This window comes from Streptomyces venezuelae (assembly GCF_008642375.1).
Taxonomy (GTDB): domain Bacteria; phylum Actinomycetota; class Actinomycetes; order Streptomycetales; family Streptomycetaceae; genus Streptomyces; species Streptomyces venezuelae_G.
Genome location: NZ_CP029194.1, coordinates 4,980,548 through 4,998,955, shown reverse-complemented (window position 1 = coordinate 4,998,955; position 18,408 = coordinate 4,980,548). Strand labels below are relative to the sequence as shown.

General features: G+C 73.2%; 15 protein-coding genes and 1 pseudogene. 4 read left to right on the top strand and 12 right to left on the bottom strand.

What is annotated here, in order from left to right:
- Positions 1-8: 8 nt before the first annotated feature.
- The 4 genes from DEJ46_RS23025 to DEJ46_RS23010 all read right to left on the bottom strand — a co-directional run bounded on the left by DEJ46_RS23025 (position 9) and on the right by DEJ46_RS23010 (position 5,118).
- A complete protein-coding gene (locus DEJ46_RS23025) occupies positions 9-1,748 on the bottom strand; it encodes an N-acyl-D-amino-acid deacylase family protein (protein WP_150269219.1) in 1,740 nt (579 codons plus the stop codon).
- A gap of 452 nt (positions 1,749-2,200) precedes the next feature.
- The gene (locus DEJ46_RS23020) at positions 2,201-3,325 is read right to left on the bottom strand and encodes an LLM class flavin-dependent oxidoreductase (protein WP_150269217.1); all 1,125 of its coding nucleotides are present in this window, start codon (positions 3,323-3,325) and stop codon (positions 2,201-2,203) included.
- 99 nt (positions 3,326-3,424) lie between these two features.
- Positions 3,425-4,186: an SDR family NAD(P)-dependent oxidoreductase gene (locus DEJ46_RS23015; protein WP_150269215.1), complete on the bottom strand. Its 762-nt coding sequence runs from the start codon at positions 4,184-4,186 to the stop codon at positions 3,425-3,427.
- 11 nt (positions 4,187-4,197) lie between these two features.
- Positions 4,198-5,118 carry an LLM class F420-dependent oxidoreductase gene (locus tag DEJ46_RS23010; RefSeq protein ID WP_150269213.1) on the bottom strand — a complete coding sequence of 307 codons (921 nt, stop codon included), beginning with the start codon at positions 5,116-5,118 and terminating at the stop codon, positions 4,198-4,200.
- Positions 5,119-5,258: 140 nt separating this feature from the next.
- On the opposite strand from DEJ46_RS23010, the pseudogene DEJ46_RS23005 reads away from it, so the two are divergent.
- Positions 5,259-5,465, top strand: a pseudogene (locus DEJ46_RS23005) (DNA-binding protein); the annotation flags it as partial.
- 15 nt (positions 5,466-5,480) lie between these two features.
- Here DEJ46_RS23005 and DEJ46_RS23000 read toward each other — a convergent pair.
- The gene (locus tag DEJ46_RS23000) at positions 5,481-6,728 is read right to left on the bottom strand and encodes an amidohydrolase family protein (protein WP_190622831.1); all 1,248 of its coding nucleotides are present in this window, start codon (positions 6,726-6,728) and stop codon (positions 5,481-5,483) included.
- Positions 6,729-6,907: 179 nt separating this feature from the next.
- Here DEJ46_RS23000 and DEJ46_RS22995 point away from each other — a divergent pair, with 179 nt between their 5' ends.
- Positions 6,908-9,982, top strand: coding sequence for an AfsR/SARP family transcriptional regulator (locus DEJ46_RS22995; protein WP_223834992.1), 3,075 nt, complete (start codon positions 6,908-6,910; stop codon positions 9,980-9,982).
- A gap of 224 nt (positions 9,983-10,206) precedes the next feature.
- Positions 10,207-10,404: a hypothetical protein gene (locus DEJ46_RS22990; protein ID WP_150269209.1), complete on the top strand. Its 198-nt coding sequence runs from the start codon at positions 10,207-10,209 to the stop codon at positions 10,402-10,404.
- A 229-nt stretch (positions 10,405-10,633) separates the two neighbouring features.
- Here DEJ46_RS22990 and DEJ46_RS22985 read toward each other — a convergent pair whose 3' ends face one another.
- The 5 genes from DEJ46_RS22985 to DEJ46_RS22965 form a co-directional block, all read right to left on the bottom strand.
- Positions 10,634-11,080 (bottom strand): VOC family protein, encoded by a 447-nt coding sequence (locus tag DEJ46_RS22985; RefSeq protein WP_190622830.1) that lies wholly within the window; start codon positions 11,078-11,080, stop codon positions 10,634-10,636.
- A gap of 38 nt (positions 11,081-11,118) precedes the next feature.
- Positions 11,119-11,649 carry a hypothetical protein gene (locus DEJ46_RS22980; RefSeq protein ID WP_150269207.1) on the bottom strand — a complete coding sequence of 177 codons (531 nt, stop codon included), beginning with the start codon at positions 11,647-11,649 and terminating at the stop codon, positions 11,119-11,121.
- Between the two features lie 2 nt (positions 11,650-11,651).
- Positions 11,652-12,203: a matrixin family metalloprotease gene (locus tag DEJ46_RS22975; protein ID WP_150269205.1), complete on the bottom strand. Its 552-nt coding sequence runs from the start codon at positions 12,201-12,203 to the stop codon at positions 11,652-11,654.
- An 83-nt stretch (positions 12,204-12,286) separates the two neighbouring features.
- Positions 12,287-13,786: a sensor histidine kinase gene (locus DEJ46_RS22970; protein ID WP_223834984.1), complete on the bottom strand. Its 1,500-nt coding sequence runs from the start codon at positions 13,784-13,786 to the stop codon at positions 12,287-12,289.
- On the bottom strand, positions 13,770-14,450 hold the full coding sequence (locus DEJ46_RS22965) for a response regulator transcription factor (RefSeq protein ID WP_150269203.1): 681 nt from the start codon (positions 14,448-14,450) through the stop codon (positions 13,770-13,772). Before DEJ46_RS22965 ends, DEJ46_RS22970 begins: the two co-directional genes overlap by 17 nt.
- 96 nt (positions 14,451-14,546) lie before the next feature.
- Here DEJ46_RS22965 and DEJ46_RS22960 point away from each other — a divergent pair, with 96 nt between their 5' ends.
- The gene (locus DEJ46_RS22960; RefSeq protein WP_150269201.1) at positions 14,547-15,938 is read left to right on the top strand and encodes a DUF2079 domain-containing protein; all 1,392 of its coding nucleotides are present in this window, start codon (positions 14,547-14,549) and stop codon (positions 15,936-15,938) included.
- Here the strand turns inward: DEJ46_RS22960 and DEJ46_RS22955 are convergent.
- Both DEJ46_RS22955 and DEJ46_RS22950 read right to left on the bottom strand, forming a co-directional pair.
- A complete protein-coding gene (locus DEJ46_RS22955; RefSeq protein ID WP_150269199.1) occupies positions 15,926-16,609 on the bottom strand; it encodes a hypothetical protein in 684 nt (227 codons plus the stop codon). The genes DEJ46_RS22960 and DEJ46_RS22955 overlap by 13 nt on opposite strands.
- 150 nt (positions 16,610-16,759) lie before the next feature.
- A complete protein-coding gene (locus tag DEJ46_RS22950; protein WP_223834981.1) occupies positions 16,760-18,376 on the bottom strand; it encodes a FadD3 family acyl-CoA ligase in 1,617 nt (538 codons plus the stop codon).
- Positions 18,377-18,408 lie beyond the last annotated feature (32 nt).

The window sequence follows — 18,408 nt, the reverse complement described above, 5'->3', positions numbered from 1 at the left end:
CTCGGTCCTCACCTGGTGCTCACCGTCCTCGTGTCACGGCCGGAGCGCAGCACCCTGCCGGGGATCGCGCCGGTCACCTCGTCGTCCCGTACGGTCTCCACGCCGTTGACCCGGACCGAGACGATCCCGATCGCGCGCGAGTCGAGCCGCGGGCTGTCCCCCGGCAGGTCGTGCACGAGGGTCGCCGGGCCCGCCTCGATCCGCTCCGGGTCGAAGAGGACCAGGTCGGCGTGGAAGCCCTCCTCGATCCGGCCGCGCTCGCGCAGCCCGAAGAGCCGGGCCGGGTCGTCGGTCAGCATCTTCACCGCCCGCTCCAGCGGCACCAGCTTCCGGCCGCGCAGGCAGTCGCCGAGGAAGCGGGTCGTGTACGGCGCCCCGCACATCCGGTCCAGGTGCGCGCCGGCGTCCGAGCCGCCGAGCATCACGTCCTCGTGGTCCCAGGTGTCGCGGCGCAGCGCCCACGAGGCCGGGTCGTTGTCGCTGGGCATCGGCCACAGCACGGTCCGCAGGTCGTCGTTGGCGCAGATCTCGACGAGGCACTGGAAGGGGTCCTGGCCGCGCTCGGCGGCGATGTCCTTCACGACCCGGCCGGTCAGGCCCTCGTTCTCGGCGCTGTACGTGTCCCCGATGACGTACCGGCCGAAGTGCGCGAGCCGCCGGAAGACCCCGGCCTCCTTGGAGTCGGCGCGCCGCAGCATCTCCGCCCGCACGTCGGGGTCGCGGAGCTTCGCGATCCGCTCGCGGAGGGGAAGCCCGAGGATCTCGCCCCATCCCGGGATGAGGTTGAGGGCGCAGAAGGTCCCGAGCGACATGTTCATGGGGGTGAGGATCGGCATGGTGAGGGCGACGATCCGGCCGCCGGACTTGCGGGCCCGCTCGGAGGCGGTGAGCTGGCGCGGGACGCGTTCGGGGACGGCGGCGTCGATGGTGAGGACGTTCCAGTTGAGCGGCCGGCCCGCGGCGGCCGTCATCTCGACGAAGAGATCGATCTCGGCGTCGGAGAACTGGTCGAGGCAGCCCGCGAGGATCGCCTCCAGCTGGGTGCCCTCGTGCTCGCCGACGGCCCGGGAGAGGGCGATCAGTTCGGCGGGGGTGGCGTGCCGGGAGGCGACGGGGGCGCCGTCGCCGTCGGAGTGGGTGGCGGACTGGGTGGTGGACAGGCCCCAGGCCCCGGCCTCCATGGCCTCCTTGAGGAGGCCGACCATCTGCGCGAGCTGCTCGTCCGTGGGCTGTCCGCCGACGGCGTCGGTGCCCATCACGTACCGGCGCAGGGCGCAGTGGCCGACCATGAAGCCGGCGTTGACGGCGATCCGTCCTTCGAGGGCGTCGAGGTACTCGGCGAAGGAGGACCAGCTCCATTCGACGCCCTCTTCGAGTGCGGCGAGGGCCATGCCCTCGACCTTGGACATCATGCGGCGCGTGTAGTCGGCGTCCTCGGGCCGGTCCGGGTGGAGCGGGGCGAGGGTGAAGCCGCAGTTGCCGCCGGCGACGGTGGTGACGCCGTGGTTCATGGAGGGGGTGGCGTACGGGTCCCAGAAGAGCTGGGCGTCGTAGTGGGTGTGGGGGTCGACGAAGCCGGGGGTGAGGACGAGACCGGTGGCGTCCTCGGTGGTCCTGGCCTCCTCGCGGACGGTTCCGGGTTCGGCGACGACGGCGACGCGGCCGTCGCGTATCCCGACGTCGGCGGTGAAGGCGGGGGCGCCGGTGCCGTCCACGACGGTGGCGCCGGTGATCAGGTGGTCGAGCATGACGGTCCCTCTCTGCGCGTGGACGCGGGTGTGCCCCGGACCGGGGGCCGCCGCGGGAGGCCTCCGGCCGGGGCCGGTACGGGACGACGGTCCGGGAAGACACCGTCCCGCGCTTCTGTGCCCGGACCTCCGCCCGCCGGGGCGGTGCCCCACCCCCGTTGTGGGCAGTCGTTCCGCTGGGGCTGGGGCTCCCTCTGGGGGAGGTGGGCACACGGGACGGCGCCCGTGCCCGCGCCAGAGGCTTCCGCGCCTGGACCCGCACCCGGTGCGGGTCGGTGCAGGGGGCGGAGGCGCCCGCTGGGGCGCCGTCCCGTGTGCCCACCCGTCCCGCCCAGCGGGACGATTGCCCACACGGGGGTGGGTACGGCCCGGCAGGGGCGCGGTCGGCACGGGGTGGGCACCCCGGGCCAGTAGGCGAGGCGTGGCCCCACACGGGGGTGGGCGTCGGTCCGCTACTGGCCCGCGGCCTGGCGGAAGCGGGTCGTGCGGTGGATCGGGTCCGTGTCGATCTTGGGGATCACGTGCTCGCCGATCAGCTTGATCGAGTTCATCGTGTCCTCGTACGAGATCCCGATCGGGATGCCGAAGGAGAGCTGGTCCGCTCCCGACTGCTCCCAGCGCTTGCACTGGGCGAGGACCTCCGAGGGGTCTCCGCAGATCATCAGCTCCTCCTGGATGAGGAGTTCGATGATCTCGGCCGAGTACTCGGGGAGCAGCTCGGGCCACTCGGGGATGCCCTCGGGCCGGGGGAAGGTGTCGTGGTAGCGGAAGAGCAGCGACTGGAGGTAGTTGAGGCCGCCGGAGACGGCGATCTCGACGGCCTTGTCGTGGGTCTCCGCGCAGATCGCCGTCGACGTCACCATGACGTTGTCGTTGACGAAGTCGCCGACCGCCTTGGCCTCCTTGATCGCGGTCTTGTAGGACTCGACGACCCACTCCATGTCGGAGACCTTCTGCACGCTGAAGCCGAGGACGCCGAGGCCCTTCCTGGCGGCCATCGCGTACGAGGAGGGGGATCCGGCCGCGTACCACATGGCGGGGTGGGAGGCCCCGTACGGCTTGGGGAGCACCTTGCGGGGCGGCAGCGACCAGTGCTTGCCCTGGAAGCCGACGTACTCGTCCTGGAGCCACATCTTGGGGAACTCGGCGATCGTCTCCTCCCAGATCTCCTTCGTGTGGTTCATGTCGGTGATGCCCGGCATGAATCCGAGGATCTCGTGGGAGCCCGCGCCGCGTCCGGAGCCGAACTCGAAGCGGCCGCCGGAGAGGTGGTCGAGCATGGCGACCTTCTCGGCCACCTTCACCGGGTGGTTGACGGGGGCGAGGGGGTTGAAGATGCCGGAGCCGAGGTGGATGCGCTCGGTGGCGTGGGCGAGGTAGCCCAGGTAGACGTCGTTGGCGGAGATGTGCGAGTACTCGTCCAGGAAGTGGTGCTCGGAGGCCCAGGCGTACTTGAACCCGGACTTGTCCGCCTGGATGACGTACTCGGTCTCCTCCATGAGGGCCTTGTGCTCGGCTTCGGGATCGGTCTCGGCGCGCTTGCCGACGTATCCCTGTACGAAGATCCCGAATTCCAAGGGGGTTCACCGTCCTCGTGAGTTTCTGACGAGCCGTCAGATTCGTGATGTGCCCGACTTTCGCACCGAGCGGCAGGTGCGTCAATACCTGACGAGACGTCAGAAGAGGCTGACGCCCGCCAGCCAGCCGCCGTCGATCACGAACGGCTGGCCCGTGATGTACGCCGAGTCCTCCCCGGTCAGGAAGAGCGCGAGGGCCGCGACCTCGTCCGGCCGCCCGATCCGCCCGAGGGGGACGAGCTTGCGGTACAGCCCGGCAGTGGACGCCGGGTCGACGCCCTCCGGATTGCTCATCGGGGTGTCGATCGCCCCGGGGCAGACCGCGTTCACCCGGATGTTCCGCGCGGCCAGTTCGAGCGCCGCGACCTTGGTGAGGCCGAGGACGGCGTGCTTGCTCGCCGCGTAGGCACCGACGCCGGCCATGCCGGTGAGACCGGTGTACGAGGCGGTGTTGACGATCGTCCCGCCGCCGGCCGCCGCGATCTCGGGCGCGACCGTCCTGATGCCCAGGAAACAGCCGGTCTGGTTGACCGAGACGATCGCCTGGAACTCCTCCAGGGGCGTGGAGAGCAGCTCGTTGAAGCGGAGGATCCCGGCGTTGTTGACGAGCCCGTCGATCTTCCCGAAGCGCTCCTTGGCGAGGGCGACGGCGGCGGTCCAGTCCTGCTCCCGCGTCACGTCCAGGTGGACGTACACCGCCCGCTCCTCCCCCAGCTCCTTGGCCAGCGCCTCACCGGCGTCGTCGAGGACGTCCGCGAGGACGACCCGCGCTCCCTCGGCGGCGAAGAGCCGCGCCTCCTGCTCGCCCTGTCCGCGCGCCGCGCCGGTGACGAGGACGACCCGCCCGTCGAGCTTGCCCATGTCCGAACCCCTTAGAGGTGTGGTGCGACCTCCGTGCCGAAGGCCGTGATCTGGTCGGTGAGTTCGGTACGGCTCCGGGAGCGGAACCGGACCTGGATCTGGTGCACGCCCATGTCGCCGTACGCGCGCAGGGAGGCGGCGAGCGCCTCCGGGGAGCCGCTCAGGGTGCGGCGGCCGACCTCCCAGCCGGGGGTGCCCACGTACAGCGCCTCGGTGATGGCGCCGACCGTGATCGGCGCGGCGATCCCGGCCTCGGCGCGCAGTCGCAGGAGCCGCTGGATCTGGCCGGCGAGCTTCTCGCGCGGGTCGCCCTGCGGCAGCCAGCCGTCGCCCTTGAGCGCGGCCCGGCGCACGGCGGCCGGCGAGGAGCCGCCCACCCAGACGGGGACCCGCTCCTGGGCGGGCCGGGGCAGCTGCCCGAGGTCCTTGAAGGCGAAGCGCTCGCCCAGGTGCTCGGGGTACTCCTCGGGGCCGAGGGCCGCCCGCAGCGCGTCGACGGTCTCGTCGAGGACGGCGCCCCGGCGCGCGAAGTCCACGCCGAGCACCTCGAACTCCTCCTGGACGTGCCCGGCGCCGACCCCGAGGACCAGTCGGCCGCCGGAGAGGTGGTCGAGGGTCGCGTACGCCTTCGCGGTGACGAGCGGATGCCGCAGGCCGACGACGGCGACGTGCGAGAGGAGCCGGACGCGCTCGGTGGCGGCGGCGAGGAAGGAGAGCGTGGCGACCGGGTCGTACCAGACGGTGCTCATCGCCCCGGCGAGACGGCGCGGGATGGCGACGTGGTCGCAGCTCGCGAGGTAGTCGAAGCCGTGCTCCTCGGCGGCCCGGGCGACGGCGAGCAGATCCGCGGGTCCGGCGGCCGCCTCCCAGGGTTCGGCGTAGAGGGCGGACTGCGACTGGACGGGCAGCTGCATCCCGTAGTAGACGACCATGGGAACCCCTTAACTGACGCTCAGTCAGATTCTGAAGGGCCCATCGTCGCCGCCGGAGCGCCACCGGGCAAGGGTTACGACGGGAGGCGCCTCCCGCCGCCGGAGCCCCCGCACGCGGGAGCGGCTGCGTGAACTGATCGGTGAACGCGATCCCGCCGGGCGAAGCGATCGCACGCCACGCCGGCGCACTCCCGGCGAGCGCGGGACTGCCCGGCCACAAGTGCGCCCTTGACGCCCTCGTGGCCGCGACCGCGCCCTCCTTTCCGGCTCCCGTGACCGTCCTGACCTCGGACCCCGAGGACCTGTCCACTCTTTGCGGCCCCCGGGTCCGCGTGGTCGAGGCCTGAGCGGGCCACCACGCCCTACGGGCGCCAGAGCCCCTCCGGGCTCAGCCCGAGCAGGCCGATCGCGTTGCCCCGCACGATCCGCTCGACGACATCCGGCGCGAGGTGGCCCATCTGGGCCTCGCCGACCTCGCGGGACTTGGGCCAGGTGGAGTCCGAGTGCGGGTAGTCCGTCTCGTACAGGACGTTCCCGACACCTATCGCGTCGAGGTTCCGCAGCCCGAAGGCGTCGTCGAAGAAGCAGCCGAAGACATGGCCGGCGAACAGCTCCGACGGCGGGCGCAGCACCTTCTCGGCGACCCCGCCCCAGCCGCGGTTCTCCTCCCAGACGACGTCGGCGCGCTCCAGGATGTACGGGATCCAGCCGATCTGCCCCTCCGCGTACATGATCTTCAGGTTCGGGAAGCGCTCGAACTTGCCGCTCATCAGCCAGTCGACCATCGAGAAGCAGCAGTTCGCGAAGGTGATGGTGGAGCCGACCGCCGGCGGGGCGTCGGCGGAGGTGGACGGCATCCGGCTGGAGGAGCCGATGTGCATGGCGATGACCGTGCCGGTCTCGTCGCAGGCGCGGAAGAAGGGGTCCCAGTGGTCCGTGTGGACCGAGGGGAGCCCCAGGTGGGGCGGGATCTCCGAGAAGGCGACGGCCCGGACCCCGCGCGCGGCGTTGCGGCGGACCTCGGCGGCGGCGAGTTCGGGGTCCCAGAGCGGGATGAGGGTGAGCGGGATGAGCCGGCCGTGGGCCTCGGGCCCGCACCACTCCTCCACCATCCAGTCGTTGTAGGCCCGGACGCAGAGCAGGCCGAGCTCGCGGTCGCTCGCCTCCGTGAAGGTCTGCCCGCAGAAGCGCGGGAAGGTGGGGAAGCAGAGGGCGGACTGGACGTGGTTGACGTCCATGTCGGCGAGGCGCTCGGGGACGGAGTGGGAGCCGGGCCGCATCTGCTCGTAGGTGATGACTTCGAGCTTGATCTCGTCCCGGTCGTAGCCGACGGCGGTGTCGAGTCGGGTGAGGGGCCGGTGCAGGTCCTCGTAGACCCACCAGTCGCCGATGGGCCCGTCGTCGCCCTTGGCCCCCATGACCGGGGCGAACTTGCCGCCGAGGAAGGTCATCTCCTTGAGGGGGGCGCGGACGATCCGGGGTCCGGTGTCGTGGAAGCGGGACGGGAGCCGGTCCCGCCAGACGTGCGGGGGCTCCACGGTGTGGTCGTCGACCGAGATGATCCTCGGGAAGGTCTCGGGCGCTGTCTCCGTGCTCTCCATGCTCTCCATGTCTTTTACGGTAGCGCCGATCTGACGACCCGTCAGCTATCGTGTCGCACAACGGTCCGGCAACGGCCCGGTACCAGGCCCGCTCCAGCCCCCGCTCTCGGCCGACCCGATGCTGACGGACTCCCTCCGGACAAGGCAGACTGTCCTGGGCGAAACCAGCGGTACGGGCAGGGGGAGCTATGGGCCGTGGAGACGGGCCGCGAGTTCCGGTGCAGCGGGCTCCTGAGGCGAGCGCGGGTGCCGACGCGGGCGCGGGCACGGGTTCCGAGAGAAGAACGAGTACGGGTACGGGCGCGGGTACGAGCCCTGGAACGGGCGCCCGCCACCACGACGCGACCGGCACCGAGAACACCGCCGGCACCGGCGGTGAGCTGCGCTTCGGCGTGCTCGGACCGGTCCGTGCCTGGCGTGGCGGCGAGGCCCTGCCCGCCGGCTCGCCCCAGCAGCGCGCCCTGCTCGCCGCCCTGCTCCTGCGCGGCGGGCGCACCGCCACCGCCTCCGAGCTGATCGACGCGCTCTGGGGCGAGGAACCGCCCTCGCAGGCCCTCGCGGCGGTACGGACGTACGCCTCCCGGCTCCGCAAGGCCCTCGGCCCGAAGGTCCTCGTCAGCGAGTCCGGCGGCTACGCCCTGCGCACCAAGGACCTCGACCTCCTCACCGCACAGGACCTGGCCGCCGGGGCCGAGAAGCTGCGGGCGTCCGGAGACCGGGCGGGCGCACGGGCGAAGCTCGCCGAGGCCCTCGCGCTGTGGGACGGCGAGGTGCTGGCCTCCGTACCCGGCCCGTACGCCGAGACACAGCGGACCCGCCTGGAGGAATGGCGGCTCACGCTCCTGGAGACCCGCCTCGACATCGACCTGGAGGTCGGCGCGCACGCGGAGGCCGTCTCCGAGCTGACCGCGCTCACCGCCGCGCACCCGCTGCGCGAGCGGCTCCGCGAGCTGCTGATGCTCGCCCTCTACCGGGGCGGCCGGCAGGCGGAGGCGCTCGCCGTGTACGCGGACACGCGCCGGCTCCTCGCCGACGAGCTCGGCGTCGACCCGACACCCGAACTCTCCCGGCTCCAGCAGCGCATCCTCCAGGGCGACGCCGAACTCGCCCTCCCGGTCGAGGAGGCGGCCCCGGCCGCCGCACCGCCGGCCCGCCCCGCCCAGCTCCCGGCCACGGTCCCGGACTTCACGGGCCGCGCCTCCTTCGTACGGGAGCTGGGGGCCCGGCTCGCCACCGCCGAGGGCCATGTCATGGCGGTCTCGGCGCTGGCGGGCATCGGCGGCGTCGGCAAGACGACCCTCGCGGTGCACGTGGCCCACGAGGCCCGGCCGCACTTCCCCGACGGCCAGCTGTACGTGGACCTCCAGGGCGCGGGCCATCGCGCCGCCGCCCCGGAAACCGTCCTCGGCTCCTTCCTCCGCGCGCTCGGCACACCGGACTCGGCCATCCCCGACTCCCTCGACGACCGAGCCGCGCTCTACCGCTCGACGCTCGACGGCCGCCGGGTCCTGGTCCTCCTGGACAACGCGAGGGACGCGGCCCAGATCCGCCCCCTCCTCCCGGGAACGGCCGGCTGCGCGGCCCTGGTGACGAGCCGGATCCGGATGGTCGACCTGGCGGGTGCGCACCTGGTGGACCTGGACGTGATGTCCCCGGAGGAGGCGCTCCAGCTCTTCACCCGGATCGTCGGCGAGGAACGCGTCCAGTCCGAACGTGAATCGGCGCTCGACGTGGTCGCCGCCTGCGGCTTCCTCCCCCTCGCGATCCGCATCGCGGCCTCCCGCCTGGCGGCCCGCCGCACCTGGACGGTCTCGGTCCTGGCGGCGAAGCTGGCGGACGAGCGGCGGCGCCTCGACGAGCTCCAGGCGGGCGACCTCGCGGTCAAGGCGACCTTCGAACTCGGCTACGGCCAGCTCGAACCGGCCCAGGCCCGCGCCTTCCGCCTGCTGGGCCTGGCCGACGGCCCGGACATCTCCCTCGCAGCGGCGGCAGCCGTCCTCGACCTCCCCCTCTGGGACACGGAGGACCTCCTGGAGGCCCTCGTCGACACGTCCCTCCTGGAGTCGGCGGCCCCGGGCCGCTACCGCTACCACGACCTGGTCCGCCTCTACGCGCGTGCGTGCGCGGACCGCGACGAGCAGCCCCCGACGGAGAAGGAGGCGGCGCTCTCGCGCCTCCTCGACTTCTACCTGTCGACGGCGGCGCGCGTCTACGCGATCGAGCGCCCCGGGGACCGCCTGGTGGACCACCTGGAACCGACGGCCTACGAGGGCCTGTCCTTCACGGACCGCCACGAGGCCCAGGACTGGCTCTACGCCGAGGCCAACTGCCTCCTGGCCACGGTCCGCCAGTCCGCCGCGTCCCCGGCGACCCTCCGCCGAGCGGTGGACCTCCTGTGGGCGTCCCTGGACCTCGCGGAGTCGGGCGCGAACTCGAAGGAGTACGAGGCGGTGGCGACGGTGCTGCGGGGGGCGGCGGGCGCGGCGGGGGATGTGCGGGCGGAGGGCCGTGCGGCGCTGACCCTGGCGTATGTCCACCATCACCAGGGCCGCTTCGACCAGGCCGACCGGGAGGCGGAGGAGGTCGTCGGCATGGCCCGGTCCGTCGACGACCCGCTTCCCACCTGCTGGGCCTCCAACGCCAGGGGGGCCATCGCGCTCTACCAGACCCGGTACGAGGACGGCGACCACCATCTCACCCTGGCCATAGCCGAGTTCCGCAGGGCCGGAGACCGGGCCGGCGAGGCGGCGGCGCTCTGCAACCTGTCCCGCATCCGGCTGGCGACGGGCCGGCAGGAGGACGCCGCCCGCATGGCCCAGCAAGGCGTGGACATGTACGACGAGATGGGCCACGCCCTGAGGGGCGCGAACGGACGCTACGCCCTCGGGCTCGCGCTCACCCAGAGCGGGCAGCTCGCGGCGGCGGGCGAGCGGCTCCGCGAGGCACTCGCCGTGTTCGTGGACTGCCGCCAGAGGCTGTGGGAGGGCATGAGCCTCTTCCGTATCGCGGAGGTCGACATCGCCGCCCGGCGGTACGGGGCGGCTGCCGCCTGCGCGGAGAAGGCGCTGACCGTGCTCAGGGGCATCGGCGGCGACTGGCGGCGGGGCCAGGTCCTCACGGTGCTCGGCCGGGCCCTGGCGGGCGTCGGCCAGTCGGGCCGGGCCCAGGTCTGCTGGCAGGAAGCACTCGACATCTACGAGGAGTTGTCGGTACCGGAGGCGTCCGAGGTGAGGGCCTTGCTGACCCCCCAGGCGGCCGCCTGACCCCGGCCCGTTGCAGCGGGCGTTCATCATTCGTTTATCGCCCCCCGGCAGACTTCTTCTCATCGACCCGTCGCATCGGGGGGCAGACGGGTCGCCGGTGAGGTCATCACCCAGGAACACTAGGGTGGACGGCCCGACGGAGCCCGTCCGACCGTCCACGGGGGAACAGTCCGGACGGGCTCCACCCACCAGCACGCGAAGCCATCCACCAGGAGGGGACCGTCATGAGCGACGCCACCGACCCGATCGTCAAGCCGCAGGACCTGCACGCCACGGGCACCGGGAACGAGCAGATCGTCACCAAGGACCTGCACGCCACGTCCGAGCCCGCGAACGCCATCGCGGACAAGATCCTGACCCGCGAGCAGCCGCCCGTCGCCACGACCGACGACCTGCACGCGACGTCGGAGCCGGCCAAGTAGACCATTCCCGACGGGGAAAGCCCGCGGCGGCGACTTCGGGGGAGCCGCCGGGGCCAGGGAGGTCCGGTCGACGGGGGAGCACACGGGCTCGGGGGACGCCCGACGGGACCAGGGGGATTCCGTCCGGGCAGGGCCCGTGCGCAACGCGATCGGATCACCGCACAAAGGAGGGGCCGGGCATCTGCCCGGCCCCTCCGACGTGTGCGGCGACCGCCTCGCCGGGTCCCGCTCAGGCCTCCGGGTGGAGGAATTCGAGGCGGTTGCCGTGGCAGTCGGCGACGTAGAAGCGGCGGTGGCCCGGGAAGTCGGCGTCCCAGACGACCTCGGTGCCCAGCGCCGTCAGCCGCGCGGCGAGCCCGTCGAGGTCGGCGACGAGGATGCCGGGGTGGCCCTTGCGGGCCGGGCGGAAGTCCTTCTCGACGCCCAGGTGGATCTCCAGCGCGTCCGACCGGACCCACAGCCCGCCGCGGGCCGCGAGGACCGGCGGCTTCTGGATCTCGGTCATGCCGAGGACGTCCACGTAGAACCGCCGGCACACCTCCTCCTCGCCCGGCGGCAGGCTGAGCTGCACATGGTGCAGTCCGAGCCCGAAGGGCGAGGTCGCCTCCGTGGTGTCGTAGGACAGCGCGTGCCGACGCCCGCTCGTACGGCCCGGTTCCCTGCCGTCGGTTGCCATACCGGTCTCCCCCCGTGGTCGATTCGCCAAGAGGATACTCACCCCCCTTCCGCGCAGCCCTCCCCCAGGGGGGCGATCGCTCCGGTGGTCACGTGGGCCGTCCAGCGGGGGAGCGCCGACTCGGGTTCCTGTTTGGCGTAGCGGGCGTAGCCGTCGCCGTAGGCGGGGTCCGGGGCGTAGCCGACGACGTAGGTGCGGCCGGGGGTGAGGACCGGGTACAGCGGGTCGTGGCTCGTGTAGTGGCCCTGGGGGTCCCGGCCCACGCCCTGGCCGAGGGTGAGGGTGGTGGGGATCTCGCCCTTGAGGGTGTGCAGGACGCGGAGGCGGACACGCTGGATGCCGCCGCTCCCGCCGTCGGTGTCCGGGTCGTAGCCGGTGGTCTCCTCGACCGTCGCGTACGCGAGGTGGCTCATCGCGGCCGGTACGTACGCGTCGCGGGAGAGGTCGGGGAGGCAGAGGGCGTGGACGGGGGCGGGGTCGGCGGTGAAGGCCTCCGCCGCGGCCCAGCCCGTGGCGCCGAGGACGAGCGTCCCCGCGAGGACGAGACCGGCGGTCCGCTTCGGGCTCATGGTCATCTCCACAACTTCCGGTAGTTCGCCTCGTCGCGGTGGGTGGGCTCCGTCGGCGGGTTGTCGGGGACCTTCGTCCACATCACGGAGGCCCAGGTGTCCGGCTTGTGGCACAGGCCGAGGGCGTGACCGAGCTCGTGGACGGCGATGTGGCGGCGGGAGTTCCGGTCCTTGTAACGGCCGTCCAGGTAGTAGGCGTTCAGGTAGATGTAGTCGACGCCGGGCTTGCCCTGCCAGTAGCCCCCGTGGCCGTCGGCCTTCGAGTAGTCCCGCCACTCCAGGTCGTTGACGCTCCCGGCGTCGTCGGCCGCGATCGTCACGAGACCCAGGGACCAGACCCGGTTGGCCCAGGTCAGCGGGTCGTTGTACTTGCTGTCGTCCTCCCAGCGGAGCTCCTTGCCGTCCACGCTGGAGTCCCCCCGGGTCTCGGACTCGCCCCGGATGCACGGGGCGGGGTCGACCGCCGCTCCGGCGGCGGCGTGCGGGCTGAGCAGGAGGCCCGCGGCGAGGACGGCGGCCGCCGTGAGGGAGCCGGCTGCCTGCGTGGCCGTCATTCCGTGCTCCTCGCGCGATCCGGGACCGGGGCCTCGGAGCGTAACCGCAGGTCCGGAGCCTTACGCGGTGGATACGCCGGGCGTCATCCGGACGGGCGAGCGCCCTTCGGGAAGCACGCCACCAGGCGCGCCCCGTGCGCCGAGTCCTCGATCGTCAGGGTGCCGCCGTGGTGGGTGGCGATGTCGCGGGCGATGGGGAGGCCCAGGCCCGCGCCGCCCGAGGTGCGGGTGCGGGAGGCGTCGAGGCGGGTGAAGCGGTCGAAGACGCGGGCGCGGTCGGCGGGCGGGATGCCCGGGCCGTCGTCCGTCACCGTGAGCACCGCCCGGGAGCCGTCGTCCACCACCGTGACCTCGACCCGCGTCTCCGCGTGGCGGCAGGCGTTCGCCAGGAGGTTGCGGAGGAGGCGTTCCAGGCGGGTCGGGTTGCCGTGGACGAGCGCCGGGGCCGCCGGAGCCCCGCAGGTGAGGAGGAGGCCCGTCGCGTCCGGGAGGTGCTCGTGCTCGCGGACCAGGTCCTCCGCCAGCGCCGCCAGGTCCACCGGCTCCCCCGCCGGCGCGGTCGCCCGGTGGCTGGCGAGGAGCAGCAGGTCGTCGGTGAGAGCCTGGAGGCGTACGACGTCGGCCGCCGCGCCCGCCACCACCTCCGGCCAGTCCGTCACCGAGTCCGGGTGGCGCAGGGCCGTCTCCAGCTGGGCCCGCAGGCCCGCGAGCGGGCTGCGGAGTTCGTGCGCCGCGTCCGCGACGAACTGGTGCTGGCGGGCGGAGGCCTGTTCCAGGCGGTCGAGGGTGTCGTTCGTGGTGACCGCGAGCCGGGCGATGACGTCCTCCGTCGGCGGGACCGGGACCCGGCGGTCCAACGACTGGCCCGTGATGTCGGCCAGCTCGCGGCGGATCGCCTCGACGGGGCGCAGCGAGCGCGTCGCGGTGACGTGGACGAGTATCCCCGTGAGCACGGCGACGAGCGGCACCCCGGTGATCAGCGCGACCCAGTACGTGTTGCTCCACGGCTCCTGGTGCTCCGGCTGCGCCCGGCGCAGGACCTCGATGGTCGCCGCGAACAGCCCACCGGTCGTGGCCGCCGCCACCAGGACCGTACGGCTGCGGTACGGCAGCCGGCCCGCGCCGCCGCCGAGCGCCATCGCCACGGCCGCGGCCGTGAGCAGGCCCGTGGAGGGGCCGATGAACATCAGCCCCCAGCGGTACGCCTCCTCCGCGACCAGCCAGGGCTTGAGCGGGTTCTCGCGGACCAGCCATTGGGTGCAGGTGGCGAGGAGTGCCCCGGAGGTGAGGAGGGCCACGGCCGTGGCCCTGAGCCGCGCCGCCCGCGCGTGTCCGCTGCCCGCGAGCCAGCCGGTCGCGGCCACGCCCGCCGCCCCGAGCGCGAAGCCGGGCCAGGCGAGGAACGCGATCTGCGGGCCCACCCGGTCGGTGGACAGCACCTCGGGGATCACCCAGGGGAGCGGCCCCACCGCCTGGTCCTCCGCCTCCAGCCAGACCACCGCCGCCGCAACGACGCACCAGGCCGCGAGTCCGGACGCCACCGCCTGCCCGTACCTCCGCCACCACTCAGCCACGACCGCCACCCACCACCCGGTACCCCGCCCCCCGCACCGTCTCGATCGTCGCCCGCCCGAACGGCGCGTCGATCTTCCGGCGTACGGCGCTGATGTAGACGTGCACGATGTTCGGGTCGCCCGTGAAGTCCGCCGACCACACCTCGTCGAGGATGTCGAGCGTCGGGACGACCTCGTCGGGGCGCAGGAGCAGGCACTGGAGCACCCCGAACTCCTTCGGGGTGAGGGAGATGTCGGCCGCGCCCCGGCCGCAGGTCCGGCGTGCCGGGTCCAGCCACAGGTCGTCGCACTCCAGGAGCGTGCGCGTGCGGGCGCCGCCGCGGCGGAGGAGGGCGCGGAGGCGGGCCTCCAGGACGACGTACGAGAAGGGCTTGGCCAGGTAGTCGTCGGCGCCGGTGTCGAGGCCCTCGGCCTCGTCGTACTCGCCGTTCTTGGCCGTCAGCATCATCACCGGTACGTCGTTGGACTCGGCGCGCAGCCGCGAGCAGACCTGGTAGCCGTTGAGTCCGGGCAGCATGATGTCGAGGAGGACCGCCGCGTAGCGGTGCTCCCGGGCCAGGTGGAGCCCGGTCACGCCGTCGTGGGCGACGTCGACCGTGTACCCGACGGCCGAGAGGCCGCGCCGCAGCGAGGCGGCGATCCGCTCCTCGTCCTCGATCACCAGTACGCGCATGGGACCGAGTATCGCCGGGCCGGCGGAGACGGTGCTGAGGAAATCCTCAGGGTCCTTCAGGACCCGCTCAGGGGCGGTCTCCGAGGCTTCCCCCTCATGGCCTTGATCATTGAGCCCGCCGCCGAGCGCCTGCCCCTGAAGCCGCTGCCCACCGCCTCCCGTGCCGTCCCCGCGCTCCTCGCCTCCGTCTTCTTCGTCCTCCATGCCGTCCTCGCGCTGCGCGAGCACGCCCGTTTCCGGAGCACCGGATACGACCTCGGGATCTTCGGGCAGGCCGTGCGCTCCTACGCGGAGGGGCGGGCGCCCGCCTCCGAGATCCGGGCCGCGACCGCTCCGCCGGGCTTCGCCGCCGACGCGTACCCGCTCCTCGGCGACCACTTCCACCCGGTCCTGGCCCTCCTCGGGCCGCTCTACCGGCTCGCCCCGCACGTCGGCACGCTCCTCGTCGCGCAGGCCGCGCTCGTCGCCCTCGCCGTGTACGTCCTCGCCCGCACCGCCCAGCACCACCTGCCGGAGCGGCGGTTCGCCGCGCTCGCGACCGGGACGGCCTGCGGGCTCGGCTGGGGGGTGCAGCAGCTCGTCGGCTTCGACTTCCACGAGGTCGCCTTCGCCGTGCCCCTGCTCGCCCTCGCCTGCCGCGCCTACCTGGACGGGCGGACCCGCGCCGCCGCGTGCTGGGCCGCCGCCCTGCTCCTCGTGAAGGAGGACCTGGGCGCGACCACCGCGGTCTTCGGGCTGCTGCTCGCCCGGCAGGACCGCCGCACCGGGCTCGCCCTCACCGCCGGGTCGGCGCTCGGCACGGTCCTGATCGTGTACGGGGTGGTGCCGGCCTTCGCGCCGGACGGGCAGTACCTGTACGCGAGCCAGGTCACCGGTGCGTACGGGCTCCTCGACGGCTGGCACGTGAAGGTGCTGACCGTCCTGCTGCTGCTCGCGGTGACCGGTGGGCTCGTCGTGCGGAGCCCGCTCGCCCTGCTGCTCCTGCCGACCCTTGCCTGGCGGTTCACCTCCGCCAACCCGGCCCACTGGGAGCCGGGTCTGCACTACTCGGCGGTCCTCGTGCCGATCGCGCTCGCCGCGCTCGTCGACGCCCTGCGCCGGGGCGTACGGCTGCCGCTCTCCGTGCCCGTGGCCGTCGCGCTCCTGCTGCTGCCCGCGCAGCCACTTGCCTCCCTCGCCACGCCGGGCTTCTGGCGGGAGAGCCCCCGGGAGGCCGCGGCCCGCGAGGCCCTGGCGCTCGTCCCCGACGGGGTTCGGGTCGCGGCGAGCAACAGCCTCGCCCCGCACCTGACCGACCGGGCGACCGTGCACCTCGTCGCGGACGGGGTGCTCGGCCGGAGCCCCGCCGTGGAGTGGGTCGTGGCGGACCGGACGGAGGCCTGGCCTGCGGGTGCGGTCGGGCGGGTGCTGCGCCAGGCCGTGGGCCAGGGGTGGCGGGTCGTGCGGGACGAGGCCGGGATCGTCGTACTCGTCCGTCAGCGGGCGTAGGAACCCAGGCCGACCAGGCAGTACACGTACTGGCTGACGACGGCGCCGTTCATCGTGTAGCGGTGCGAGAAGGCGTACTGGGTCTTGGGGTTGGCGTTGCACTTGCCCATGTCGGAGGTGAACGGGAAGGTCTGGATCACCTTGTAGTGGGCGTCGGAGGCCGAGCAGGGGACCTCCTCGACGTCGTCGACGGTCTGCGCGGTCTCGGAGTCGGGCAGCTGCCCGTTGAGGCAGGTGCCCTTGTCGAAGGGGTCCGGCTTCTCCTCGGTCGGGGCGTCGGTGGGGGTGCCGGGCGCCCCGGTGGCCGTGCCGAGCGGGTCGAGGGTGGGGAACGGCGAGACCGAGAAGGTCGGGATCGGGCCGGGGCCCCGGGAGCCGGGCGGGTCGTTGTCGTCGTCGTTCAGGAGGAACGACGCTCCGACGAGCCCGCCGATCACGACGAGCGGGACCAGGCAGCCGAGGAAGCCGGACTTCTTGGCGGGCCGCCGGCCGGCGGCGACGGTGATGCGCAGGTGCACCACGGTGTCGCCGAGCCACACCGGGACGAGGTCGCCGTGGCGGCAGGGCGGGACGCTGAGCTGCGTGGGGCCGGTCGGCAGGGTGACCGGGATGACGACGCCGGTGGCGGCCTGCTGCGGGGTGAGGGTGAGAGCGATCTCTTGCGTCGACACCGGCTGCTCCTGGAGGAGGGGGCGAGGGGCGAGGTAAAGGAAACGTAAGACTGCCCATATGACGTGTACACGCGCGGAGTTGGTTGCACGGGCCCATCACGCCCCGCCGCCTCGGCCCGCAGCCTCCGCCCCCGACCTCGGTCCCCGGCCTCAGCCCGCCGCCGCCTCCGCCGTCGCATCGGCCGCCGTATCCGCCTCTGCCCCGTCCGGCGCCGCGTCCGTTCTCGCCCGCAGCTCCCCCTTCACCACCTTCCCGCTCGCGTTCCTCGGCAGCTCCGTCACGAACTCGACCTCCCGCGGCACCTTGTAGTTCGCCATCTCCCGCCGCGACCAGGCGATCAGGTCGTCCGCCGTCACCCGCGCCCCCGCCCGGCGCACCGCGAAGGCCTTGCCGACCTCGCCGAGCCTCCGGTCGGGGATCCCGACGACCGCGACGTCCGCTATGTCGGGGTGCAGGCCCAGGAGTTGCTCGATCTCGGCCGGATAGGCGTTGAAGCCGCCCACGATGAACATGTCCTTCAGCCGGTCCGTGATCCGCAGGTTCCCCGCCTCGTCCAGGACCCCGACGTCCCCCGTGCGCAGCCAGCCGTCCTCGTCGATCGCCGCCGCCGTCGCCTCCTCGTCCTCGAAGTAGCCGCGCATGACGTGGTGCCCGCGGACGAGGACCTCGCCGGTCGGCGAGAGCCTGACCTCGGTGTCGGGTACGGGCCGGCCCGAGGTCGTGGCGACCGTCCCGGCCGGGTCGTCGCGGCGGCACATGGTGACGAGGCCGCTCGCCTCGGAGAGGCCGTACGCCGTGAGGACCGTGCCGATCCCCAGTTCGGTGCGGAGGCGTTCGACGAGCCGGAGCGGGACCACCGCCGCGCCCGTCACGACGAGGCGGAGCGAGGAGAGGTCGTGGGCCGCGCGGGCGGGGTGGTCCAGGAGGGACTGGTGAAGGGTGGGCGGCCCGGGGAGGACCGTGATGCGCTCGGCGGCGATGTTGGCGAGGACCGTGTCCACGGTGAAGACGGGCTGCGGGACGATCACGGCACCGCGCATGAGGCAGGCGAGGATCCCGGCCTTGTACCCGAAGGTGTGGAAGAACGGGTTGACGACGAGGTAGCGGTCGCCCTCCCGGAGGCCGGCGAGCTCGGACCAGACCTCGTAGCAGCGCAGGCTCTGGGCGTGGCCGATGACGGCCCCCTTGGGCCGGCCGGTGGTGCCTGAGGTGTAGATGATGTCGGAGGGGTCGGAGGGGTCGATCGCGTCGGCCCGGGCGCGCACCCGCGCGGCCGGGACCCGGTCGCCCTCCGCGAGGAAGGCCTTCCAGGTCGTCCAGCCCGCGTCGTCGGGCGCGGTGTCGCCGAGGACGACGGCCTTCTCCAGGTGCGGGAGCGCGACGCCCGAGCGGCGCAGGGAGGCCACGTACGAGGTGCCGAGGAAGGTGCCGGTGACGAAGAGCAGGCGGGCCCGGGAGCGCTGGAGGACGTGGGCCGCCTCGGTGCCCTTGAAGCGGGTGTTCAGGGGGACGAGGACGGCGCCCGCGGAGACGGCGCCGAGCGCCGAGACGATCCAGTCGAGGGTGTTGGGCGCCCAGATCGCCACCCGGTCCCCCGCCCGTACCCCGGTGGCGATGCAGGCGGCGGCCGCCCGCTCGACGCGCTCGCCGAGTTCGGCGTAGGTGACGCGGACGCGTCCGTCGACGACGGCCTCCCGCGCCCCGTACCGCTCGGCCGCCGCCCGTACGAGCCCGGGAATCGTGCCCCACTCCAGGTCGCCGCGCATGCCCACCCCTCCCTTTAGCTGACTATCCGTCA